Here is a 25,333-nt window from a genome sequence, read left to right on the forward strand (position 1 = left end):
ATGGAAGAAGAAAATGAAGTTAACAGCCTAACTGGTATATTTGATATAAGACAGTTTTTGTCTAAATTGTTACGCTTGTGGTGGTTGTTATTACTTTGCCTAGGTGTAGGTATAGGTTATGCCTATTATAAGAACCAGTTTATCCAGACCTATTATGATATGGAATCCTTAATTAGTATTAAGGATAATTCAAATCCGTTATTTACGAGCAATACCAGTCTTACCTTTAATTGGGGTGGTACTACAGATAAGGTTACTACAGCGATTACTCAATTCAAATCACGCTCTCATGCAGAGAAAGTTGTGGACGAACTTCAGTTTTATATCAATTACATTAAAGAAGGTAAGTATTATAATGTAGACGCCTATAAGCAAACACCTTTCTTTATTTATGCCGTAGAAGATGCCTTGCAAATAAAAGGCAATTCCATACGTATTAATGTTTTAAACGACAAAGAATTTGAGTTAAGTGCTAATTTTAGTTCAAATAAAGCAAGTGCTTTTAATTATTTTACCAAAGAAGCAGGTCAGGTAGATATTCCACAAGGAGAGTGGAAACAGAAATTTGAATTTGGTAAGCCTATAGATCTGCCTTTTTTACATGTGACTATAGAAAAGACCAGCAGTACGACTCAAAAAGGAACATGGTTGTTTAATTTTGGTGATTACTGGGGTACGGTAAGTCGTTATAAAAGTATATCGATTCTTCAAAAACCTACCGGTTCTTCTATCATACAACTTTCTTTAAGAGGTTCTAATAAAGATAGATTAGTAGATTATATCAACTCCAGTTCTGTTGTTCTTGAAAAAGGAGAGCTAGAACGTAAGAATAAATTTGCAGTGAGCACTATCAAGTACATAGATAGCAGTCTTATAGCCCAAGCCGAAGCTATTAAAGCATCTGAAAATGAATTGGAAGATTTTCAATCTAAGAGTCAGTTAATAGACGCAACAGTTCAAAATAGTGATTTCAATACAAAGCTTACTGATTTTGAATTTCAGCGAACTAACCTTCAGAATAAATTAGATTATTACAATAACCTACGCAATTACCTAAGAGATAAAACAGATTACACAGCCATACAGGCACCTACAGTAGTTGGTATTACAGAAGGTAGTGTAGTAGGAAGTGTTGCCAGATTAATACAATTATCTGAAGAGCGTAAACGCAGGCAGTTTGCCATGAGAGAAGACGCACCTATTTTCAGAGAAATAGATCGCGATATCAACGCTATTAAAGAAGTTATTTTTGAAAATATTTCTAGTTCCAAACTTCAACTTAATGGCGAGTTAAAACAACTCAACTCTGAGATTTATAAAATAGAAGCTCAGATTAAAACCTTACCTAAAGAACAACAAGAATATCTTAAAATACAGCGTCAGTTTGATTTAAGACAGAATGCTTATAATATCTTCCTAGCTAGAAGAGCAGAGGCAGAGTTAGTTAAAGCAGCAAACGTGTCGGATATTTATGTCATAGATGCTGCAAAAAATATAGGTAGAGGTGGACAGCGCAAAGACTCAAATATCAATTACTTAATTGCTTTAATGGTGGCATTTGCAGCTCCTATTTCAGTCGCTTTTGTACTTACTATTTTAGATAACTATGTGCATAGCCCTAAAGACCTTGAAAAACTGAGCCCAGTTTCTGTGTTAGGTGTTGTGGGTAAAATGGATCATCCTACTAATTTAATAGTGCGTGACAAACCTAAATCTACGATAGCAGAATCTTTTAGAGGTATACGTTCTAGTTTACACTTTATTTACGATCAAGAATCACAATACGACTCACGTACCATTATGGTTACCAGTAGTGTAAGTGGGGAAGGGAAGACATTTACCAGTATCAACCTTGCTACTGTTTTTGCTTTAAGTGGTAAACGCACCTTGCTGGTAGGTTTAGATTTAAGAAAGCCTAAGATATTTGATGATTTTGAAATCGATAATGATTTAGGAGTTTCTAACTACTTAGTAAACGATTGCTCCTTAAATGATATTATAAGGTCTGCAGGAATAGAAAATCTAGATATAGCGCTTTCTGGTCCAGTACCGCCCAATCCTAGCGAGCTTATTATGTCTAAGCGTGCTGGTGACATGATAGAAGAATTTAAAAAAAATTACGATTACATCATTCTAGACACACCGCCATTAGGCCTGGTGGCAGATGCGTTAGAAATAGCAAAACATGCTGATGCATCTCTTTACATGGTACGTCAGGGCTATACTAAAAAGGGAATGCTAGATATGGTGAATGATAGATATAAAAGGGATGAAATAAAAAACCTGAGTTTTATATTTAACCACTTTAGTGATAAAGGTACTTACGGTTATGGCTACGGTTACGGTTACGGCTATGGTTATGGAGCCTATGGTAATGGATATCATGAAAATGATGTGAAAGATGGTTTTTTAATGAAAATTAAAAAAGTCGTACGATCTATATTTAAACTTAAGAGCTAATTTATGTCAGATAAAGACTGGCTTTATGAAATCAAGCCTAAAGGAAAATTAATTGACCTGAACCTAAAAGAAATATGGCGTTATAGAGACCTGCTAGTTCTTTTTGTTAAGCGAGATATTGTCACTGTCTATAAACAAACCGTTTTAGGGCCTTTATGGTTTTTAATTCAGCCACTTTTTACGAGTGTGGTTTTTACGCTAGTTTTTAACACATTTGCAGATATTAAAACAGGCGGTGTACCACCATTTCTATTTAATCTGGCAGGTATTACCTTATGGAATTATTTTAAAGAATGTCTAACTTCTTCTAGTTCTACATTTACAGCAAATGCGAGCTTATTTGGTAAAGTGTATTTTCCTAGATTTATTGTACCGGCTTCTAAGGTATTATCAGGACTGTTTAAGTATGGTATACAGTTACTTATATTTGTCATCTTTTACTTGTATTTCATTTTTGTAAAAGATAGAGATATTGTTCCATCTATATACTTTTGGCTATTTCCCTTAGCAGTAGTTAATATGGCTTTGCTAGGATTAGGCGTAGGTATGATTTTGAGTTCTATGACTACTAAGTATCGAGATCTTACTATATTAGTTTCCTTTGGTATCAACCTATTAATGTATTTAAGTGCGGTGATGTATCCATTAAGCGAGGCAAAAATAAAAAGTCCAGATTGGGCATGGATTATAGAAGCAAATCCACTAGCGCAAGTGATAGAACTATATAGAAACCTATTATTAGGTACAGGTGATATTTCTTTTTCTGGTTTAGGGATCAGTTCGTGTATAGCGATTATTGCTTTTTTAGTAGGTCTTATAATTTTTAATAGAACCGAAAAAACTTTTATCGACACCGTATAATGGCAGCAATACGACTATACTGGTGGAGCGAGATCTTTATCCAGAAAAAACAGAAAGAAAATTACGGCGATCTATTAGGTAAATATCTAGTAGAAAAAATTTCTGGTAAAAAAGTAACTTGGGTACGTGCTCAAAAATTTTCTATTAGAAACCTATTTAGTCATTTATATGTAACGATTGGTAGTGTACTCGCTCATATCAATACCTATTGCACGGTATGGGGTAGTGGTATTAACCATAAAGATGAATCTATAGCTAGTGCTAGATTTTTGTCTGTTAGAGGTCCGCTTTCGCGAAAGCGAATACTCGAACTAGGTTATGAGTGTCCAGAGGTCTATGGAGATCCGGCACTTTTATTACCGTTATATTATCAGCCTAAAGTAGATAAAAAATATACATTAGGAATCATACCACATATCACTGACCTAGAAATAGCAAAGAAACTTTATGGGCAAAGTAAAGGTGTCAAAATTATAGATTTTAATACCAACGATATAGAAGAAACAACTAGTGAAATACTAAGTTGTGAACATATTTTATCTTCTTCTTTACACGGTGTTATAGTGGCACATGCTTATCAAATACCGGCTGTACAGGTCAAGTTTTCAGATAATATTTATGGTGATGGTGTTAAGTATCACGATTATTTATTGTCTGTAGGTTTAAATACTTATCAACCAGAATTTATAAAGAATGAGATAGGGGTAAATGAAGCGGTGACTATGATAAAGAATCATGAAAGTTCATTACCATCTAATCAGGTAATTCATAATATACAGCAAGGCTTACTGGCTGTGTGTCCTTTTAAAACGACAAGCGATGAGTGATGATGTTATTTTAAAAGCTGTAAATGTTTCTAAACAATACCGTTTAGGAACCGTAGGAACTGGTACCTTAAGTCATGATTTAAATAGATTTTGGGCTAAGATAAGAGGTAAAGAAGACCCTTATCTTAAAATAGGTGCTGTAAATGATCGCAGTGCTGCGGCCACTAGTGATTATGTGTGGGCGATAAAGGATATAAACTTTGAGGTAAAACGTGGCGAGATACTAGGTATTATTGGAAAGAATGGTGCTGGTAAATCTACTTTATTAAAGATACTTTCTAGAGTAACCAGCCCTACAACAGGTTCTATAAAAACTAAAGGTCGCATCGCGAGTTTACTAGAAGTAGGTACTGGTATGCATCCAGAACTTACAGGTAGAGAAAATGTATATCTCAATGGTGCTATTTTAGGAATGACTAAAACAGAGATAGCAAGTAAGATTGATGAGATAGTTGAGTTTTCTGGCTGTCAGATGTACATCGACACACCTGTAAAGCGTTATTCTAGCGGTATGCGCGTGCGATTAGGGTTTGCAGTAGCTGCCTTTCTTGAGCCAGATATTCTAGTGGTAGATGAGGTACTGGCCGTAGGAGATGCCGAATTTCAGAAAAAGGCTATTGGTAAAATGCAGGACATTTCTAATACTAGTGGAAGGACGGTGCTTTTTGTGAGTCACAATATGGCTGCTGTGAAGAGTTTGTGCACGAGAACTATTGTTTTAAGTAATGGAGAAATTAGTTTTGTAGGAGAAACTAATGACGCGATAAATGATTATTTAAAGATATCATCGAATAATCAGAATGATATGCAGATAAAACAATCTGACCTTATTTCTGAAATCCGATTAGAAGAGAAAAACATTAATCATAACCAAAATTTACGTATTCATTTAAAGTTAGATTATAAAGAATATGATACGATAACTATTGGTTATGTTTTAGAAAATAATTTTGGAGAAAGAGTTGCAGCAGCAAATATGCATCAAGCCTCTGAAAAATTTGAAAAACAAAATGGAACTGATGTAGTCATAGAGATTCAAAATATGACTCTAGTTCCAGGTCTTTATAACATTTCATTATTTATAGGAAATGGAACTTTTGATTTAGAAGAATTGAAAAATGTTTGCGAGTTTTCTATGGAATGGAATTATAATATAACCTTGCCAAAAAAGAATTGGGGACAAAATTACTTTAGCACTTTATGGATTCAGTAAAAACAAATTGCATATTATGCAAATCAAATGACTTGTCAGTTGAGTCGACTTTTGATTCAAAATTGATTAATAATATTTATCAAGAGTCATTTGGTAGAGATTTTTCTCAGTTTTTCAACCTTGAATCTTTTTCTTTTTTTAAATGCAATGATTGTAGCCATTTGTTTTTTGATCCTAGAATGGCTGGTAATGATAAGTTCTATGAAGTTTTACAAGAGATAAGAGATAATTATTACAGTCCGTTGAGACCTGAATTTTTAATGATTAAAAAATATATAACTCAAAAAGATAAAGTCTTAGAAGTAGGTGCTGGCGATGGAGATTTTGCAAAAGTTATAAGTTGTAATAGCTATGTAGGTTTAGAATTCAATGATCTGGCCATTAAAAATGCAATGGCAAAAGGGGTTAGACTTAAAGATGAAAGTGTTGAAACTCATTCTTTATCTAACAAAGAGGTTTATGATGTTATTGTAAGTAATCATGTTCATGAACATGTAAGTGATTTATATAGTTTTATAGAAGCTGGGGTAAAATGTTTAAGGAAAGATGGATACTATATTTTTTCCGTACCGAATAATGATAATCATGACACATCTAGTATCAACCATACTTTGAATTTACCACCACATCATATATCTAGGTTTACTAAGAAATCATTTGAAAGTTTAGATATTTTTGGTTTAGAACTGGTATCTCTTGAATCGGTTAAGGTTTCTAAATCTCGCAAGTACCGTCTAGGTATAGTTAATAATTTTCTTTTAAAGAAAATAGCAAAATTTAATAATTGGAATCAAGTCGCTATTTCACTCAAGTCCGTTAATAAAGCAACTAATTTGATAAATAAACTCCCAATTAAGTTGAAACTTGTTATCTATAAATTCTTAATTAAAGATCAAGGTTTAAATAGTGTTGTAGTGTATAAGAAATTGTAATTGATTTTAAAATGAATAAAAATGTACTGATAGTAATGAACTCTTTTCCTGAGCTTTCAGAGACTTTTATTAGAGATCATATTCTTTCTGCTTTAAATGTTTCAGAAAGTGTTTATGTTGGTGCAAAAACGATAAAATCAAATTCGCAGGCGTTAGAAGGATATCATGACATTATATCTAAGGTAAAAATTTTTGAGATAGGAACCTTTTATGAATTGACAAAATTTAAAGCTTTTCTGTCATTAATTAATCCATTTAATTTTTATGATCTTCTTTTACTTAAGTTTCATAAAAAAGATTTCAAAAAAAAAATACTCAATAAAAGGTTTAAAAAACTTGTTGAGAATAATAAGATAGAAAATATACATTTTCATTTTGGGGATATAGCTAGAGAGTTTTTTAAAGTTATTGGACCGATAGAAAATGTAAAGATTCATGTCACTTTTCACGGTTATGATATTAGGCACCTTTCACAAGATCCTCAATTTTATACTCCGATAATCCAACATGTTGATACACCTATAGCAATCTCTACTTGGAATTTTAAGGCTTTGTTATCTGCTGGATTTAATCCAGAGAAAATTAAGAGAATAAATAACCCAATTGATGATAAGTTTTTTTCTGCGCTTAATGTAAAAGAAAAACAGAGTTTAATAAAAATGTTAGCCGTAGGTAGGTTAGAAAAAGTTAAAGGTTTTGATAACCTTTTAAGAAGTCTCCCACTATTACTGAAGTCATTAAGAGAAAAAGATGTTGAGGTACAGTTGACTATTATAGGAGAAGGCTCAGAAAGACAAAATTTAGAAATGCTCATTTCAGAATTGGCAATTCAGGATTTTGTTTCTTTAACTGGTTCTAAAAATAGATTTGAGATAAAAGAGATGTATAATCAATCTGATTTTTTAGTTATAAGCAGTTTGCATGAAGCATTACCTACAGTTATGCTAGAGGCAATGAGTATGGGGTTACCTATCGTGTCAACCTCAGTAGGTTCAATTCCTTATGAATTACCTGATGATAATATTCTATGTTCTCGAAATGAACCATCTGAAATGGTTCAAGGATTAGAACAAATGATATTTTTAAAGAGTTCGTGGGATTCAATAGGTAAGAGTAATCGACAGTATATTTTAAAAGAATATGGAAGAGATGTTTTTGAAACAAAATTGAGGTTATTGTATTAAGACTTTTAAATATTTAATCTATATTCATTAAGTAATGAAGGACAATTTAATTTCAATAATAATTTCTACTTATAATAGGGCACATGTTATTATAGAAACTTTAGAATCTATTAGTAAACAGACTCATGAAAATTGGAAGTGCATTATTGTGTATGACGGAAGTAATGTAGGTAATAAAAATCTTATTAATGATTACGTTTTATGATAAAAGCATTAGCAGTATTAGTTAATTATGGATCTGAGCAGCTATCTTACTTAGAACAGGTAGTAAAAGAGTTGAACAACTTTGAGAAATATGAGGTTACTGTAATTGTGCAGTCTAATATTTCATTAAACATAGAAGGTATAGATCATGTTAATGTGATGCAGTTAGAAGATTATCAGTTACTACCTCTTACTTGTAGAGAGGTGATCTGGAATCATAGAGACGACTTTGATATATTCTTATATGGAGAGAACGATCACTTATTTAAAGAATATCACTTAGATAACCATATCAAATATTCTAACTTACTGCCTGATAATAGAATAAGCGGTTTAATTCAGTATGAATTTAATGATCAAGGTAATTATTACCCTGCATATCATTTAGATTTTGATTGGGATTTTCAATCAGTAGAAGTGTTCGATAACAAAGTATTTGCTCATTTTAATAATGTTCATCAAGCAACATTCATTTTAACAAAGTCACAACTCGTTGAAATAGGTTCTAGAATTAACTTCAAGGAATTAGTAAACAACGAGCGTAGTTTTTCACAAAAAATCCTACGTCGATTAAGAAAGAAATTAAATTTAAAAGTAGAGCCTCTAGAAAAATATAGTGTTAAATGTAAAGTGAATACCGATATATTTGAATTTGCAGGTAAGAAAAAACTAATTTGTATTTCTGAATTTGAAGATAATTTGATTCATCATCTTCCTAACTTGTATATAGATGGAGATAAAGGAAGACTCAAGTTGAGATCAGATGAATTAAAGATGAAAAAATCTTTGAATCAGTTATTAGGTACTAATAAATACTAATGGATCTATCGATTGTTTTTTTATCTAGAGTGAGCAATGATGTGTCTATAACTATGTTAGTTAATGCTATTACCTCGTGCATAGAAACTACTTTAGATTATAAGGTGGAGATAATTGTCGTAGAAAGTGGTGATTTAGATAAAGCCCAACAAATAGTTGAAAATAAGGCCACTCTTATTCCTTATAAATTTTCTGAATTCAATTTTCATAAAGCATTGAATATCGGTTTAGAAAATGCAAATGGTAGATTAATTTGTTTTTCAAATAATGATGTAGTTTTCTATAAAGATTGGTTCGAGCACATCGATCTATCGATTACTCAATACGATTTAGATCTAGCCTCTCCAGTAGATCCTAAGGAAGATAAATTATGGATGACCAATAAAGAAAACATATCTTTTATAGAAGGTTATCAAATCCAGAAACATTTTAAGGGATGGTGCTTTGTTGCTCATAAAAGAGTCTTTAATGTAATTAAGAAATTTGATGAACAATTTGATTTTTATTTTGCCGATAATGATTTTATAACCCAAGTAGAATTTTCAGGTTTTAAACATGCTGCAGTTCTATCATCAAAAGTTCATCACCTTGCAAAAGATTCTACACCTTATATAAAAGATGCTGGGCTATTATTAGAGAAAGAAAAAGTAAATTTACATCAAGTCCCCAGTTATGTAATTAAAGAGAATCGATGGTGGTTGGTAGAAAATAAAAAGATGATTAATGGACTACTTAAATATCATAAAAAATGGGGGACTCATAAAATAATAAAAGGTAAAAAGATGATATCTCACTACCTTATAAAATGGAATTTGAAAAGGTTTTCTAGAATTTTATTCCTAAAATAATATGCGAGAAGGAAAGAATCCTATCAGAGATCAACGACTAGAAAATAAGGAGAGCAATCATGTGATCATAGTGCCTTTCTTTATTAGTAATAAGGAAGAGTATTTTTCTGGTACTCTAGACATTTTAAAACTATGTTTAAAGTCGTTGCGCCTTAATTCTAGCTATGATTCTCAAATACATCTCGTAGCAAATGGCTATCGATCTATTGCAATAGAAAAAGAATTGTTAGAATTACATCATCAAAGTATTATAGATCAACTGAGTATAATTGCAAAACCTATAGGTAAGGTAAATGCAATTTTAAGTGTTTTAAGAAATGTTAGATCATCTTTTGTAACGATTACCGATGCAGATGTTCTTTTTCTCCCACAATGGGATAAAGAAGTTTTAAACGTTTTTAAAAACTTTAAAAAAGCTGCCGCAGTATCTCCTGTTCCTATTTTCAGAACCCACAATAGGTTAACATCAAATATTTGGGCAGACTATTTATTTTCTAATAAGCTTTCTTTTTCTGACGTAGAAGATCCAGAGGCTATGACCCAATATGCAAAAAGTATAGGCTGGCCCTGGTTAGATAAAAAATATAAAACTAAATACATGACCCTTACTGCAATTAATGGAGAGAAAGCAGTAGTAGGGAACGGCCATTTTTGTGTTACTTATAATACCTCTATTTTTAAAGCCTTGCCCTATGAAAATGCAGATTTTATTCTAGGTGGAAATTCAGAAAATAAATACCTTGACGAGCCGGCAGTTTTATGTGATGGATATAGATTAGCGACCTTGTCAAATAACGCTTACCATATGGGGAATAAACCAGAACCCTGGATGAGTGACTTATTGAATAGTTTTTTACCTCTAGAAAAAGAAGACTTTACTATTCTTAATCATAAATTTAGACCTCGTAAACTAACGTATAAAATTAAAATCAAACTTTTTAAAAATGTACTATCTCGTTTTAAATTACTAGACGTTTTTTACAGAACAAAAGGTCTATCTAAAAATGACATTGAATTTATAAAATAGATCCTAGAAAACATTAATAAATGAGTCTTTCCATAGTCATAGTGAATAGAAATAGAGCTTTTGAAATTGTTCAAAAGACACTAGATTCTATATATCCACAGCTCAATGATAGCATTATGCTTACCATTGTAGATTACGGTAGTGATATAGATTATCAACACAAATTTAAAGCATTACTAGAAGAAAGTTTTCCCAAAATTTATTTCATACTTTGCCCTATGCAAGGTCAACTTTTCCATAAAACGCGTGCTATTAATATGGTATTGCGTGATTGTACAGCTACCTTTTTTATGGTGCTAGATATGGATTGTATAGCGCATCCAGAATTTATAGAAAAGGCGTTGATACTAGCCTCAGAAAATGAGGTGATTAATTTTCCTTATGGATTTTTAAAAGAAGAAGAAAGTAAGAGTTTAAAAGCATTCAGTGATTATCAAGTAGATTTTATAGGTGGATTAACCGGCACAGCTATTTTTAATACAGCGAAATTACAAACCATAAATGGTTTTGATGAGTTCTATCACAATTGGGGTGCCGAAGACGCCGATATGTTTGACCGTCTAGAACGCATCGGTGTACAGACTAATTTGTACAAGGAAGATGTTTTGTTATTGCATCAATGGCATGCAAAGGGTTACAGAGATAAAAAAAGTAAGCAACCGTTTCATAGCTACTTAGAAAAGGTGAATCATGAATATTACACGCTTTCGCGAAAGCGTAACATCACAAAAGTTAACTTAGATGATCAATGGGGTTTGACCTGTGATCCTGCTGCATATACACGTTTAAAAGAACCTACCGAAATCTGGGAATTTGAAAACTATCAACAAGAAATTACCGGTTTATTTGCGAGCTTAATAGTTCAGCCACAAGAAAACCCTGTGGAGATAAGAATAACCAAGGTTTCAAAAAATAGTAAGGATAAAATTAAAAAAATCCTTAACAAAAAAACGAAATCTGTTCTAGATATGGATCTGGTTAATGATAGACTGCTAGAAACGATTATCTTGCATTATCGCAATAGACCGTACTTTTATGAGTATGATAAAGATTTAGCGGTTATAAAGGTGCTCATTTAATGGCAAACTAAATATCGATGATTGAAAAAGTGACCAGTTATACAGCTATTAAAGACTTTATTCTAGAAATAGAAGATAAATATCCTGTAGATAAATGGGTGTATAATGATATTCCATTCTGGCCTCATATTAGGGTAAAGCTATATTATGCGCTTATTCAGTCTGTTAATAATCAAGAGCATCAAAAAGTTAATAAAACAATTCATGTTGATCAAATAGGCTCTTCTAGATTAGAACGATTGAAACGATTATGGCATTCTTCTGTAGCTTTTAATAAATTTCTTAAAGGTGTTGATAAGAGAGAGTTGCTTTTTATGAGTCTCGATATGCATAAGGTAATTCACAATGATATCTATTTTAATAGATTTTTTGACTCTATGATTGCAGTAAATGATTTAGAAAAGAATTCGTTTACATTTGAAATCAAGAAACATTTGCGTCCTTGTTATAACCAGAATGCTGTGGAAACAGTAGCACCGTACTTAGATTTTTATAATAAGAGATACAAAATAACTCGCTTTTTATATCCATTAAAGAATCTAGAATCTAACAATACCCAAAACGTTGATCGATTTAGGGAGTTTTTAAATAATAACGGATTATTTGAAATTTCTAATCAACTCAAAAATTCTAATTTAGAAAAATGGTCGACTAAGATTAGAGTTTTTTCAAATTTCTATACGAGGTACCTAATTAAGGCTAAGACAAAGAAAGTTATTGCAGTTAGTTATTATGGATTTGACAGTATGTGGTCTTGCATGCATGCAGCAAACAAATTAGGTATTCCTACGGTAGATTTTCAGCATGGTCCACAGACTGAGGTGCATATGGCATATGCTAGTTGGTCAAAAATTCCTAAAAATGGATTCTCGATTATGCCTAAGGAATATTGGTGTTGGGATAAAGAGTCTGCTCAAGAAATCAATAAATGGGCAATACCGGTGAATACAATAGCAAAAGTTTATGGACAACCATGGTTAGCTTTTACACAAAATGAAAACAAGAAAGTAGATACTTCAGAAAAGGAGCCGATCGTTTTATACACGTTACAAACCTTTCCTTTATTTACATTAGAGAATACATTCACACCGGATATTATAAAATTAATAGAAAATTCAAAGTATAAATGGATTCTTAGGTTGCATCCCAGTAATTCTCAAGATTCACATTTAGTTGAAAGTTACCTAGAAGAAAATCATGTAAGAAAAGAAAAATACACTATTCAAGGACCTAGTGACACTCCGTTACCTGAAGTTTTAAGAGAATCCTTACTGCACATAACAAACTACTCAGGTTGTACAATTGAAGCAAGGGAATTAGGAGTTAAAACCATACTAATTGATACAGTAGGGTTAGAGGTGTTTAAAAGCTATATTGATAATGATTTAGTTGTTTTTGCGAATAAAGAAGAAATTGAATTTCATTATAAATTAGAGAGGTTGATATTAGAAACTGTTAAGAATGAGAATTTGTCAAGTAGAAAAATAGTTAATCCTTTAGAGTTTTAATTTGTGGATGCCGTTTAGCTTCTTATATGATCATTTTTGATAACCATTTCAATAAAGAAATTCTAAAAGAGATGTTTAAATTTACCGTATGAAAATCCTCCTAGTTTCCATGAATAATTTACACTTTACTCGCTGGTCTGAACAGTTGAGGGAAAGTGGTCATGAAATATACTGGTTTGATATATTAGATCAAGGATATTCTCCTGCCATGAGTTGGATGACTCAAGTCACTGGATGGAAAAAAGGGTTTTTAAAGAAAAAAGGAAGATCTTTTATTAAAAAACGTTTCCCTAAATTCTTCTCGTTTCTATCGTCAAAATTAGACGTATCGGTAGAAACAGCATTTGAAAAAGCGCTTTTAGAAATACAACCAGATGTCGTTCATAGTTTTGCTCTATACATTTCATGCACACCTATTTTAAAGGTAATGAATACATATGAAAATGTAAAATGGATGTATTCTTCATGGGGTAGCGATTTGTATTATTATCAAAATATTCCAGAGTATTTAAATGATATTCAAAAAGTATTACCACGAGTCGATTACCTAATAACAGATTGTTTAAGAGATCATAAGATTGCAATAAAACATGGTTTTAAAGGAGATTTCTTAGGTGCCTTTCCTGGTGGTGGTGGTTTTGAATTAGAAAACATTCAAAAAAGAATTAAAACAGTATCTGAAAGAAAAGTTATTCTCATAAAAGGAAATCAAAATAGATCTGGTAGAGCATTACCGGTTTTAGAAGCGATAGTAACCATCAAGGATTTACTGACCGACTATCAAGTGGTAGTTTTTGGAACAAAAAATCAAGATGTTTTTGAGTTTCAAAATGAGACAAATATAGATATCCAGGTTCTGGGATGGTTAACTCATGATCAAATTATAAATTTTATGTCTAAAGCTCTTATTTACATAGGAAATAGCAACTCTGATGGTATGCCTAACACCATGTTAGAAGCCATATGTTGTGGAGCGTTTCCTATACAAAGTAATCCTGGAGGTGCTACTGCTGAGGTGGTAACGCACCGATTGAACGGTTTACTTATTGAAGATTGTGAAGATCATATGGAAATAAGAGAACAAATCACCTTTGCTTTAGATAATAATGAAGTTCTACTTGATGCCTTTAAATACAATCAAACTTATGCTCAAGAGCATTTAAGTCGAGTAGTTGTTACTAGAAAAGTTTTAAAAATTTATGATATTATTTATTCTTAGACAGCATGAAATTCAAGAGATGATTTTTAATATTCTGACCTTGTTCATCTAAATTTGAAAGATTATTCTTTTTCAATATGGATTTCAATAAAAAAATAAACTTTAGTAATACATGGTTGCGAAGTTTGCTTGTGACTGTACTATTTTTAATCGTTCAATTTTTTGGCATATATATGGTTAATAAATTTGAATATACCAGAGGTGGAATAGGTAACTCATTATTAGATTTTATAAAACTAGAATTTTGGTTGATAGCATTTATAAGCTTTGGTTTTCTTCTTATTTTGAGAAGAAATATAGGTTCGATGATTTTAGTTTTTTTTACTACCATATTTTTTTATGTCTTTGTAAATGAATTTTATATCGCATTTAAAAGATTACCTAAAGCTTCAGAAATACAAGAGATACCAGAGCTTTTAAGTACGTTCGATATCTCAATTTTAATTCTAATTTTATTAATTGTAATGGTTTATTTAATCTGGACATTTAGCCAGCTTAAATTTAATAGGTTCAAATTGATCACATGCTTTTTAATGTTTTTTAGTATTTTCTTCATCGTTAAAATAAAGCCTATTATTTATATCCAGATCTATGAGCGTATAGACTTTACATATGAAACATGGGACTCTAAAAAGAGTGCGAGATCTAGTGGATATTTAAATTTTCTGCTATATGAAAATGCAAAAAAGAACTACGCTTTAAATCAATTAAAAGAGAAAAACATAACTGTAGAAGCACTACCTGATCCTATTATAAAGAAGCTACAGAAAAGTAACGTACATATTATTGTTTTAGAAAGTTTTTATGATCCCAATATGTTTGAGGCACTAGAACTATCAATAAACCCCATGTTTTATAAATTTCAAAAATTTCAACAAAATGTAAGTACTTCACCTGTTTATGGAGGTGGAACGGCTCAAGCAGAATTTGAAGTTTTAACAGGTGCTCCAGCTTTAAATAAATATGATAACATAGAATTTAACTTGTTTACAGGAAGCGAAATTCGAAATTCGCTGCCTTCCAAATTAAATAGATTAGGCTATTTAACTATCGCAACAAATGCATTAACACCTGATGTTTTTAATTCTTATAAAGCTTATCAATCTTTAGGGTTTAAAAATCAATTTTATTTATCTGGTGAAACTTATCTTAAGAAGAAGGAACAGGATCGATTCATAAAAGATTCAGATTTATTAGATCAGAATATTCAATTTTTAAAACAGACATTTAAAGAAAACCCTGATAAACCGGTTTTTAATTATGTGTTAGGCATGTATGGTCATTCTCCAAATAGTTTAGATACATCCATAAACCCTATCTTGATAGATGTTATGAAAGATAAACAAAGCATTACTGATGATAAATTTAAAAGATCAATCAATCAAATTTACTATCGAACAGAAGCATTAGCAAAATATATAGAAGAATTGGCTGTAATTGACCCAAATTCTTTAATATTAATAATTGGTGACCATCTTCCCGTTATAAATAAAATAGAAAAATATGAATACTTTGAAGATGATATTTACAAGACAATTTTTTTTCTAATACAAAATAATAAATCGTTAGCTCCTAAAAATAATAGTTACTACCATCATGATATGTCAGATTTGGTTTTAAAAAAGTTATTCTCAGAATATCCTATATCTAAACTATCTAAATTAGAAAAGTATGAAGAAGTTTTATATCAAGCTACGCAATAATCCTAGATATTTTTTTACTGGGTTATTATTAACACCATTCATTCTTGCATATATGGGTCTTTCCGTAATTGATCTATGGACCACATATGTAATTTCAGATCATCGATTATCAAATTTAGATTTTAAAGTATGGTCTCACGCCGGTTTTATAAAAGATTCTAACTTTGAATTAGATAGCATGGAAAGTTTTGAAAAGGCAAAGTCTAATGGAGCAAAAGGAATTGAAATTGACGTAATTTATGATGTCGATATGGATGAGTTTATCGTATCACATGATTTTCCCTATAAATTACATAATAACGAACCATTAAAGTTAGACTCAGTATTTACTGTTTATAAAGAAGAATATAATTACTGGTTAGATTTTAAAAACTTAAAGGATTTAGAAGAAACAGAAGTGAAGGAGTCTTTTAAAAATTTGGTCTCGTTATTAGAAAAAAAGAATGTTTCTCAAGATTTTGTTTTAATAGAGTCTGTTCATTTAAAAAACCTTAGTTATTTTACTAAGAATAATTTTTATACTAGTTGGTGGATTACACCATCTAAGTCTAGATATCTTTCTCATTTAAGAAACTATAGTCATAAATTAAAATATATTCTAGGAGAATACTCTTCTCTTTCCATGCCTTATAAATACTATGAAAGAGTTGAAGAACCTATGAATAACATTCCTGTCAATTTATGGACTATAAATGATAAAGATTTCTTTCATAAAGTGAAAAATAAAAAGCAAATCAAAATTATATTAACTGATAATAACTGGTATGATTAAGATGATAATCTCTACAATTTTTGCTAAACATATGTACCACTTTGTAAACACAGTAAATGAACCTAACTAACCTAGTCATTATACCAGCACGCGGTGGCTCAAAAAGGCTGCCTGGAAAAAACTTAAAAGAATTAGATGGCATACCATTAATCCAGCATAGTATACAATATGCTTTATTAGCTGGTAGTCTAATTGATACAATCGTCGTTACCACAGACAGTAATGAGATAGCGCAAGTGGCTATGGATTGTGGCGTAGAAGTGATCAAAAGGCCAACAGAACTATCTGGTGATCATGAGCCCGTTATAAGTGCGATGCAACATACTCTGGAATCCCTATCAGGTTCTTATGAAAATGTCATCTTGTTACAACCTACAAATCCGTTGCGACCAGGGAATTTACTGAAAGAATCTTTAGAATCTTTTGAGAGTTCTAAAGTAGATAGTTTAATGACGGTGGATTTTCTAAAAGAAAAATTCGGTAAAATAGTAGGCGATAAATTTGTGCCAGAAAACTATATTATGGGACAAAGAAGTCAGGATTTGCCACAATTGTATCGAGAAAATGGGCTGCTTTATATCACAAAGGTGAGTGAGATTTTAGAAGGAAACATTCTTGCAGAACATAATTTTGCTATGGTCGTAGATCATCCATTTTCTAGAGTAGATATAGATGATATCACCGATTTTAAATTTGCTGAGTTAATGCTAGAAATGCATGCCTCATGAAAAGAGTTGTACTTTTAACTTCTGGAGAATTGCGTCATGATTTTTTCAAGATGTACATCTCGTTGCAGCCTGGAATAGAGGTAGTCAGGACTTACTGCGAGAGTATCGAAAGAAATCTAGTTTCTAAAATTAAAGATACAAAGCAGTCTCATCTTAGATTTCAACATTTACAGGCTAGAGAACAAACAGAGATCGATTTCTTTTCAATATTTGTTGCGTATAGTCAAGATCTATCACAATCTAAACATATTGAAAAAGGAGCTATTAATGATCCAGAGATCGTTCAAGAAATTATTGAGTTGTCTCCAGATTTAATAATTTCATACGGTTGCTCTATAATCAAAGCGCCTTTGATAGAGGCATTTCCAGATCGTTTTATAAATATACATTTAGGATTATCGCCCTATTATCGAGGTAGTGGGACTAACTTCTGGCCATTTGTAAATGATGAACCAGAATATTGCGGTGTCACTTTTATGAATATAGATAGAGGAATAGATACTGGAAAAGTGATACATCAAATACGTCCAGATATGTATCCGCTAGATACTTTTCATGTGATATGTAATCGATTGCTTATTAAATCTTTTAAGACTTGTGCATCCCTAATTAATCAATATGATCGATTAATTTCTATGCCTCAAATTAAAGATTCAAATAAAGATAAGATTTATAAAAACGCAATGTTTGACGAGAGTAGTGTAGAGATGTTGTATTCTCGCTTTCGCGAAAGCGGAATTACCAACTACTTAAGAGATAAAAAACAAAAAGATCTTCTTGTACCTATTATAAAAAATAGTGCCTTATGATGAAAGCAGTTATGTATCATTATGTAAGACCTGACTCTACAAACCTGCCGTTTTTTAAAAATCTACATGTAGAGGATTTTGAAAAACAATTAGATTTTTTTGAAGAAACTTATGGGTTTGTAGATAAAAATGATTTTTTGAAAAGTTTAGAAACTGGGCAACCTGTCCGAGGTGTCGTTCTAACCTTTGACGATGGTTTTAAAGACCATTATAAATATGTAATGCCCATTCTGTTAGAAAGAAAACTATGGGGATTGTTTTATATCAACACAGGAGTACATCAACAGCAGAAAATACTAGATGTACATCGCATACACTTATTATTGGGTAAGTACAGTGGTGAAGAAGTGTATCTCAAATTAAATGAAATTCTAGAAAACAAGCATTTAAAGGACGAAGAAATAACCGCCTTTAAAGAAGATACCTATCAATTACAGATTAATGATGCTCATGCAGCACTGGTAAAACGCACATTAAATTATTACATAGATTATGACTATAGAGAGTCTATTCTAGATGCGTTAATGGATCATTTTTTTGAAAACCAAGATCACTTATTTTCTGAAACTTATATATCACCTACAGAAATGATCGAGATGCAAGAAAAAGGAATGGTCATAGGTAGCCACACGGTAAATCATCTAATCATGAGTAAGTTAAGTCTTGCTAGACAAGAAGAAGAAATACTAGATTCCTTTGAATATTTAATGACTCATATTGTTCCATTAGATATAAAGACATTTTGTTACCCTTATGGAGGATTTCATACCTTTACAAAAGAAACAGAAACCTTGCTAGAAAAGCATCAGGTGCAGTTTTCATTTAATGTAGAATCTAGGGATATTACATCAAATGATTTGCATAATAGGAAACAAGCGTTACCTCGATATGATTGTAATGAGTTTCCATATGGCAAATGCCGCAATTAACAATTAACTATGAATCCATTTATAGAAATAGCAGGACGTAAAATAGGTCCAGATTATCCACCATTAGTGATCGCAGAATTAGGTATTAACCATGAAGGTAGCTTAACAGCTGCAAAAGAAATGGTAGACGCAGCAGCGAGAGCTGGTGTAGAGGTTCTTAAACACCAAACGCATATCGTAGAAGATGAGATGACTGGTGCTGCAAAGAAAGTGATACCAGGTAATGCAGACGTTTCTATCTATGAAATAATGGAGCGTTGTGCTCTTAATGAAGAAGATGAAAGAGCATTAAAAGCCTATGTAGAAGAAAAAGGAATGATCTTTATATCAACCCCTTTTTCTAGAGCAGCTGCAAATAGATTGCAATCTATGGATGTAGAAGGCTATAAAATAGGTAGTGGTGAGTGTAATAATTATCCTTTACTAGAACATATCGCTAGTTTTCAAAAACCTGTGATTCTCAGTACAGGAATGAATACCATAGAGAGTGTTTCTAAAGCGGTTGCTATATTTAAAAAACACAACGTACCACTAGCGATTTTACATACAACCAATTTATATCCAACACCAGCACATCTCGTACGTTATGGAGCAATGGTAGAGATGCATGAGGCTTTTCCAGATTTGGTTTTTGGACTGTCAGATCATACAGTTTCTAATCTAGCGTGTTTTGGTGCTGTAGCGTTAGGAGCATCTATTTTAGAAAGACACTTTACAGACCACATGCAGCGCACAGGTCCAGATATAGTGTGTTCTATGGACGAGAAAGAAACCAAAGAATTAATAGAAGGAAGTGCGTTACTACAACAAATGCGTGGTGGGACAAAAGAACCAGCTGCCGAAGAGCAAGTGACTATAGATTTTGCCTTTGCAACCGTATGTGCTATACAACCTATTAAAAAAGGAGAGGCTTTTTCTAAAGATAATATTTGGGTGAAAAGACCAGGTACAGGAGAAATACTAGCAGTAGATTATGATCAGGTTTTAGGTCAGGTTGCTCTTAGAGATATAGAGATAGATAGTCAGTTGCTTAAAAGTGATGTAGAGCTTTCATGATAGGAATAAAAAAAATAGCATTTCTTACAGGTACTCGAGCAGATTTTGGCAAAATAAAATCCTTGATTCAAATGCTTGTGGAGCACGATGGTTTTGATCCCTATGTATTTGCAACTGGTATGCATCTAATTCCTATTTATGGCGATACGATTGTAGAGATAGAACGATGTAATTTCCCTCATCTTTATCGATTTGAGAACTTTACAAGTGAGAATACGATGGATCTTACACTGGCTAAAACTATAGAAGGTTTTAGTGCTTATGTAAAAGAGGTAGAGCCAGATTTAATAGTCGTTCATGGAGATAGAGTAGAGGCGCTGGCAGCAGCAACTGTAGGAGCTTTGAATAATATTTTAGTAGCTCATATAGAAGGTGGAGAATTAAGCGGTACTATAGACGAATTGATACGTCATGCGGTTTCAAAGCTTTGTCATGTACATTATGTGTCTAACATAGAAGCAAAAAACAGACTGATGCAAATGGGGGAATTACCACAAGCAATTTCTGTAATAGGTTCTCCAGATGTCGATATCATGTTCTCAGATCAACTTCCAGATCTAGAAGAAGTGAAGAATTATTATGACATCGATTTTAAAGAATATGCGATATGCATGTTTCATCCAGTAACTACCGAGGTTGATTTATTAAAAGATCAAATCTATGCATTAAGAGATGCTATGATAGAATCTGGTAAGAATTATTTAATCATTTACCCTAATAACGATCACGGTTCTAGTATTATACTAGATGCTTGGAAAAGTATAGCGTCTCATAAACAATTTAGAATACTACCTTCTTTAAGATTTGAATATTTTCTAGTAGCGCTTAAATATGCCTCTTTTATGATAGGTAATAGCAGTGCAGGTGTGCGAGAAGCACCGTATTATGGAATACCGTCCATAAACATTGGATCAAGACAGTTAAATAGAGTTACTTCTAGTGCAGTGATTAATGTAAATGCCGATAAAAAAGAAATTTTACAGGCGATTGTAAACCTGCCAGAAGAGCGTTTTGAAATCGAAAATACATTTGGCTCAGGGAATAGTGCAACACTTTTTAAGGAATCGCTAGAAAGTGATGATTTATGGAATTTAAACCATCAAAAACAGTTTCTAGATGTCAGACCACAAGCCTAAGATATTTGTACTTCTACCAGATGGGGTGGGGTTAAGGAATTTTGCTTTTACTGATTTTAAAGAAATTGGTGAGCAAATGGGTTTTGAGGTTGTGTTCTGGAACAACACCATATTCCCACTTCAGGAAGAGTTGGGATTTAAAGAAGTGGTGATTTCTAATGCAGGACTTCATCCTTTAACAGGTGTTTTATCTCGTGCAAGAAAACGTGTGGAGTTATCGCTTTCGCGAAAGCGAACTAATGATAAAGTCTACGATACATACAAATTTCCATTACGCTGGAAAGGAATTAAAGAAGGGCTTAAAAATCTAATAGTTCTTTATTATCAAAATTTTAGATCTTCAAAAAGTGGGCTAGAAAAGTTATTGATTAAAATCGATGACAAAGAACGTTCTACTGATCGTTATAAGGAATTAAAGAGTCAGCTAGAAGAACATGAGCCGGTAATGGTTTTTTCTACGACACAACGGGCAACTATGGGAATAGCGCCTATACTTGCAGCAAAAGATTTAGGTATTAAAACGGCTACGTGGGTGTATAGTTGGGATAATCTACCCAAAGGAATGTCGACCATTACTACCGATGCTTATTATGTCTGGTCAGAATTAATGAAGAAGGAATTGCTGGAGTATTATCCAGAAACTAAGAATGCTGCCATACATATAACAGGAACACCACAATTTGAACCTCATTATAATGAGGGTATAATAAAAACTAAGGAGGCCTTTTTTAAAGATCATTCTTTAGATCTTCATAAAAGATATTTCTGTTTTTCTGGAGATGATTATACAACGTCGCCATTAGATCAATATTATCTAGAAGACTGCGCACAAGCGGTGGAGAAATTGAATTCTGAAGGGTATAACCTAGGAATTATTTATCGTAAAGTGCCTGTTGATTTTACAGGAAGGTATGATGCCGTATTAGAGAAATATAAAGATGTCATTACTAGCATTGAGCCGTTATGGAAACCGGTAGGTAAAGAGTGGAATCAAATCATGCCCACAAAAGAAGATTTTGAACGACTGGTAAATACTTGTTTCCATAGTGAGTTTGTTGTGAACATAGCGTCTTCTATGGTATTTGATTTTGCCATACATGGTAAATCATGCATTTATCCTAATTATGAGCAACCACAATTAACACCTAGTTTAAGTAATATAAAACATGTGTATGAATATGTGCATTTTAGATCTATGCCAGATGTTGAGAAAGCAGTAATTTGGGCAAAGAGTAAAAGTGAGATCTATGAGTGTATTAAAGATCTGTTGGATCAAAAAATATCATCTGTAGTAGAATCTAATGATTGGTTTGAGGTCGTGAACCATCCAGAGTCTCCAGAAAAAGCTAGTGAGCGTATATGGAGTGGGATAAAGGAGATGATATGCACATAGCTTACTTAACACCAGAATACCCTCATGAAAAAATCAGCAATGGTGGTGGCATGGGTACGAGTATAAAAAACCTCGTAGAAGCACTAGCAGAATTAGGGCATGAGATAACGGTATTTGTTTATGGTCAGCCGGTAGATATGGTGTTTGTAGATCATAAAATCACCTTTCATTTAATAGCACAAAAGAAGTATCAACTAGGTGGTTTTTATTTTTATCGAAAACATATTGAAAAATATATCAATATGAATAAAGGTAGCATAGAATTACTAGAAGCGCCGGACTGGACAGGAATCACTGCTTTTATGAAGTTACGACTGCCTTTAATTATAAGATTTCATGGTAGTGATACTTATTTTTGTCACATAGAAAAACGAGCTCAAAAAATTAAAAATAATTTTTTTGAGAAAAATGCAGTTAGTAAAGCAAAAGCTTTTATAGCACCTACAAATTTTGCAGGTGAGGTCTCTATGAAGTTGTTTCAACTTCCTATGGATAAATTAAAAGTGATTCCTTACGGTTTACAGTTAGAGAATTTTAAAAATGAAGAACCAGATGTCTACACCCCTTTTACCCTTTTAAATATAGGAACCTTAATACGTAAGAAAGGAGTCTTTCAATTGATAGAAGTTTTTAATAGAATCGTAGAAAAATTTCCAGAAGCACAATTGTTATTTATAGGTGGTGATAGTAATGATGTGTTAACAGGTAACTCTTCAACCTGGGCAATGATGCAAGAAAAAATGACTGATAAGGCAAGGTCTAATATTGAATACTTGGGTAAATTACCGTATAACCAGGTTAAAGATCAAATTGTTAAAGCGCATGTTTGTGTTTTCCCTTCCCTTGCCGAAACTTTAGGAATGGTAACGATAGAATCTATGGCATTATCAAAAGCAGTAGTAAATACAGATATAGGCTGGGCACAAGATTTAATTAATCATGGTGTAGATGGTTACATGCATCATCCAGACGATATAGGTAGCTATGTAGACACTATATCTATGTTGTTTACTAATAAAGAATTAGTAAAAGGGTTAGGAGAAAAAGCCACCCAAACAATTCAAAATAAATTTGATATTAAAAAGAATGCGCTTGAAAATATAGAATTTTATAAGTTAGTTTTGAATTCATGATTGTACTTATACATCAAGAGAATACAGATAATAATAGAGCTATACTTAATGGTAACAATATTCCGTTAACTAAGGGTTCTACAGTAGAGCATTTAAAATATTTAGCTTTTAGATTTCCTAATGAATGGATTGGGTGGACAGATAAAGAAAGAAAGTTAGATCAGTGGGACAGTTTTTATGATCACAAACCAACTAATTATACTGCTTTAAGTAAAGGGAATGCACCAGAATTTTTGAATAAAGGAATAGGTTATGTAGAAGATACTCCTTTTATCAATTTTAAAGAAAATCAATGGTTTCCTACATGGGTAATGAGTATAGAACTGGGAATGATTCACAGTTCAATTTTGAATAAGGTTAATTTTGATAAAACTCAGGGTGATTTTGAATATGATTTAAATCTATTGACTAGAACTCTACAATCTCAAGGACTTTTTTGTTATTCTAATTTGTGTAAAAATCAATCGCTAGAGAATTCAAATGTATTGATATATAAGTTTGTAGCACAAACTAAAAAAAATGGTTGGATCTTGTTTTTGTTATTATGTCATTTGATTTATGAAAGACGTTTTCCTTTTCTCGCTTTCGCGAAAGCATTATTTCACAAAAAACAAGAAGTTAAAGTAGACGTTCTAGATATTCAAAAAAATAATGATACTGGAAATATAGAGACAGATTATGATGTTATTATCCCAACAATGGGAAGAGCATCTTATTTAAAAAATGTTCTTAGAGACCTCTCTGTACAAACTGTCTTACCTGTAAAAGTTATTATAATAGAACAAAATGGAGACACAACGGCCACCACAGATTTAGATTATTTAAAAAATGAAGAGTGGCCATTTCAAATCGATCATCAATTTATCCATCAAACTGGTGCATGTAATGCCAGAAATATCGCATTGACTAAAACTTCAGCAACATGGACGTTGTTTTTTGATGATGATAATAGATTTGAAGAAAATCTTTTAGAACGCATTTTTAAGAGTTTATCGATAACTAATGCACGAGTTCTCAATATGGCTTATCTCCAGAATGGTGAAATCGAAAAGCAAAAAACTTTCAAGCAGTGGCCCTTTTTCGGTTCTGGATGCTCTATTGTTAATAGAGAAGTTTTAGAGAAATGTAATTTTGACATGGCATTAGAACATGGCTACGGAGAAGATGTGGACTACGGAATGCAAATACGTAACGCTGGTTACGATGTGATTTATGCACCACAAATTCAAATTTTGCATTTAAAAGCACCTATAGGCGGATTCAGAAAACCCCATGTGTTTCCATGGCACAAAGAAGATGTACAGCCGAAGCCTTCTCCTCAAATTATGTATTATCGCAAAAAAAATTATACGCATAAGCAATTGTTAGGTTATAAAATGGTGCAGTTTTTTAAAACCTATGGGGCTTTTGAAACAAAGATTCCGTGGAAACACTATGCAAAGTATAAGCAAGCATGGAGCTCAAGTCAAAAATGGGCAAATAAAATAAATTAA

The 25,333-nt window shown here is 32.2% G+C and carries 23 protein-coding genes; all 23 read left to right on the forward strand.

What is annotated here, in order from left to right:
- The 23 genes from ACJJVN_RS04420 (at position 1) to ACJJVN_RS04530 (ending at position 25,333) form a co-directional block, all read left to right on the forward strand.
- Positions 1-2,460, forward strand: a complete 2,460-nt coding sequence (locus tag ACJJVN_RS04420) for a polysaccharide biosynthesis tyrosine autokinase (protein WP_405377258.1) — start codon at positions 1-3, stop codon at positions 2,458-2,460.
- Positions 2,461-2,463: 3 nt separating this feature from the next.
- Positions 2,464-3,321 carry an ABC transporter permease gene (locus tag ACJJVN_RS04425; RefSeq protein ID WP_405377259.1) on the forward strand — a complete coding sequence of 286 codons (858 nt, stop codon included), beginning with the start codon at positions 2,464-2,466 and terminating at the stop codon, positions 3,319-3,321.
- The gene (locus ACJJVN_RS04430) at positions 3,321-4,148 is read left to right on the forward strand and encodes a polysaccharide pyruvyl transferase family protein (RefSeq protein WP_405377260.1); all 828 of its coding nucleotides are present in this window, start codon (positions 3,321-3,323) and stop codon (positions 4,146-4,148) included. The genes ACJJVN_RS04425 and ACJJVN_RS04430 overlap by 1 nt, the downstream gene beginning before the upstream one ends.
- Positions 4,141-5,361, forward strand: a complete 1,221-nt coding sequence (locus ACJJVN_RS04435; protein ID WP_405377261.1) for a polysaccharide ABC transporter ATP-binding protein — start codon at positions 4,141-4,143, stop codon at positions 5,359-5,361. Before ACJJVN_RS04430 ends, ACJJVN_RS04435 begins: the two co-directional genes overlap by 8 nt.
- Positions 5,349-6,293, forward strand: coding sequence for a class I SAM-dependent methyltransferase (locus ACJJVN_RS04440; RefSeq protein WP_405377262.1), 945 nt, complete (start codon positions 5,349-5,351; stop codon positions 6,291-6,293). The genes ACJJVN_RS04435 and ACJJVN_RS04440 overlap by 13 nt, the downstream gene beginning before the upstream one ends.
- A gap of 11 nt (positions 6,294-6,304) precedes the next feature.
- Positions 6,305-7,477 carry a glycosyltransferase family 4 protein gene (locus ACJJVN_RS04445; protein ID WP_405377263.1) on the forward strand — a complete coding sequence of 391 codons (1,173 nt, stop codon included), beginning with the start codon at positions 6,305-6,307 and terminating at the stop codon, positions 7,475-7,477.
- Positions 7,478-7,511: 34 nt separating this feature from the next.
- Entirely contained in the window at positions 7,512-7,682 is a 171-nt protein-coding gene (locus tag ACJJVN_RS04450; RefSeq protein WP_405377264.1) for a glycosyltransferase, read from the forward strand.
- Positions 7,679-8,500, forward strand: coding sequence for a hypothetical protein (locus ACJJVN_RS04455; RefSeq protein WP_405377265.1), 822 nt, complete (start codon positions 7,679-7,681; stop codon positions 8,498-8,500). The genes ACJJVN_RS04450 and ACJJVN_RS04455 overlap by 4 nt, the downstream gene beginning before the upstream one ends.
- On the forward strand, positions 8,500-9,348 hold the full coding sequence (locus ACJJVN_RS04460; protein ID WP_405377266.1) for a glycosyltransferase family 2 protein: 849 nt from the start codon (positions 8,500-8,502) through the stop codon (positions 9,346-9,348). The genes ACJJVN_RS04455 and ACJJVN_RS04460 overlap by 1 nt, the downstream gene beginning before the upstream one ends.
- Before the next feature lies 1 nt (position 9,349).
- On the forward strand, positions 9,350-10,375 hold the full coding sequence (locus ACJJVN_RS04465; RefSeq protein ID WP_405377267.1) for a glycosyltransferase family A protein: 1,026 nt from the start codon (positions 9,350-9,352) through the stop codon (positions 10,373-10,375).
- 20 nt (positions 10,376-10,395) lie between these two features.
- Positions 10,396-11,454, forward strand: coding sequence for a glycosyltransferase family 2 protein (locus ACJJVN_RS04470; RefSeq protein ID WP_405377268.1), 1,059 nt, complete (start codon positions 10,396-10,398; stop codon positions 11,452-11,454).
- Positions 11,455-11,471: 17 nt separating this feature from the next.
- Positions 11,472-12,962: a hypothetical protein gene (locus tag ACJJVN_RS04475; RefSeq protein ID WP_405377269.1), complete on the forward strand. Its 1,491-nt coding sequence runs from the start codon at positions 11,472-11,474 to the stop codon at positions 12,960-12,962.
- Positions 12,963-13,050: 88 nt separating this feature from the next.
- Positions 13,051-14,181 carry a glycosyltransferase gene (locus ACJJVN_RS04480; protein WP_405377270.1) on the forward strand — a complete coding sequence of 377 codons (1,131 nt, stop codon included), beginning with the start codon at positions 13,051-13,053 and terminating at the stop codon, positions 14,179-14,181.
- Positions 14,182-14,258: 77 nt separating this feature from the next.
- Positions 14,259-15,884: a sulfatase-like hydrolase/transferase gene (locus tag ACJJVN_RS04485; RefSeq protein WP_405377271.1), complete on the forward strand. Its 1,626-nt coding sequence runs from the start codon at positions 14,259-14,261 to the stop codon at positions 15,882-15,884.
- Entirely contained in the window at positions 15,853-16,656 is an 804-nt protein-coding gene (locus ACJJVN_RS04490; protein ID WP_405377272.1) for a hypothetical protein, read from the forward strand. Before ACJJVN_RS04485 ends, ACJJVN_RS04490 begins: the two co-directional genes overlap by 32 nt.
- A 56-nt stretch (positions 16,657-16,712) precedes the next feature.
- On the forward strand, positions 16,713-17,384 hold the full coding sequence (locus ACJJVN_RS04495; protein ID WP_405377273.1) for a cytidylyltransferase domain-containing protein: 672 nt from the start codon (positions 16,713-16,715) through the stop codon (positions 17,382-17,384).
- Positions 17,381-18,193, forward strand: coding sequence for a formyl transferase (locus ACJJVN_RS04500; protein ID WP_104515526.1), 813 nt, complete (start codon positions 17,381-17,383; stop codon positions 18,191-18,193). The genes ACJJVN_RS04495 and ACJJVN_RS04500 overlap by 4 nt, the downstream gene beginning before the upstream one ends.
- Positions 18,190-19,122: a polysaccharide deacetylase family protein gene (locus tag ACJJVN_RS04505; protein WP_405377274.1), complete on the forward strand. Its 933-nt coding sequence runs from the start codon at positions 18,190-18,192 to the stop codon at positions 19,120-19,122. Before ACJJVN_RS04500 ends, ACJJVN_RS04505 begins: the two co-directional genes overlap by 4 nt.
- Before the next feature lie 9 nt (positions 19,123-19,131).
- Entirely contained in the window at positions 19,132-20,178 is a 1,047-nt protein-coding gene (locus ACJJVN_RS04510; RefSeq protein ID WP_405377275.1) for an N-acetylneuraminate synthase family protein, read from the forward strand.
- The gene (gene neuC / locus ACJJVN_RS04515; protein WP_405377276.1) at positions 20,175-21,314 is read left to right on the forward strand and encodes a UDP-N-acetylglucosamine 2-epimerase; all 1,140 of its coding nucleotides are present in this window, start codon (positions 20,175-20,177) and stop codon (positions 21,312-21,314) included. Before ACJJVN_RS04510 ends, neuC begins: the two co-directional genes overlap by 4 nt.
- Entirely contained in the window at positions 21,295-22,707 is a 1,413-nt protein-coding gene (locus ACJJVN_RS04520; RefSeq protein WP_405377277.1) for a UDP-glycosyltransferase, read from the forward strand. The genes neuC and ACJJVN_RS04520 overlap by 20 nt, the downstream gene beginning before the upstream one ends.
- Entirely contained in the window at positions 22,674-23,840 is a 1,167-nt protein-coding gene (locus ACJJVN_RS04525; protein ID WP_405377278.1) for a glycosyltransferase family 4 protein, read from the forward strand. Before ACJJVN_RS04520 ends, ACJJVN_RS04525 begins: the two co-directional genes overlap by 34 nt.
- A complete protein-coding gene (locus ACJJVN_RS04530; RefSeq protein ID WP_405377279.1) occupies positions 23,837-25,333 on the forward strand; it encodes a glycosyltransferase family 2 protein in 1,497 nt (498 codons plus the stop codon). The genes ACJJVN_RS04525 and ACJJVN_RS04530 overlap by 4 nt, the downstream gene beginning before the upstream one ends.

Source organism: Nonlabens sp. Asnod3-A02 (assembly GCF_045063755.1).
Taxonomy (GTDB): Bacteria; Bacteroidota; Bacteroidia; order Flavobacteriales; family Flavobacteriaceae; genus Nonlabens; species Nonlabens xylanidelens.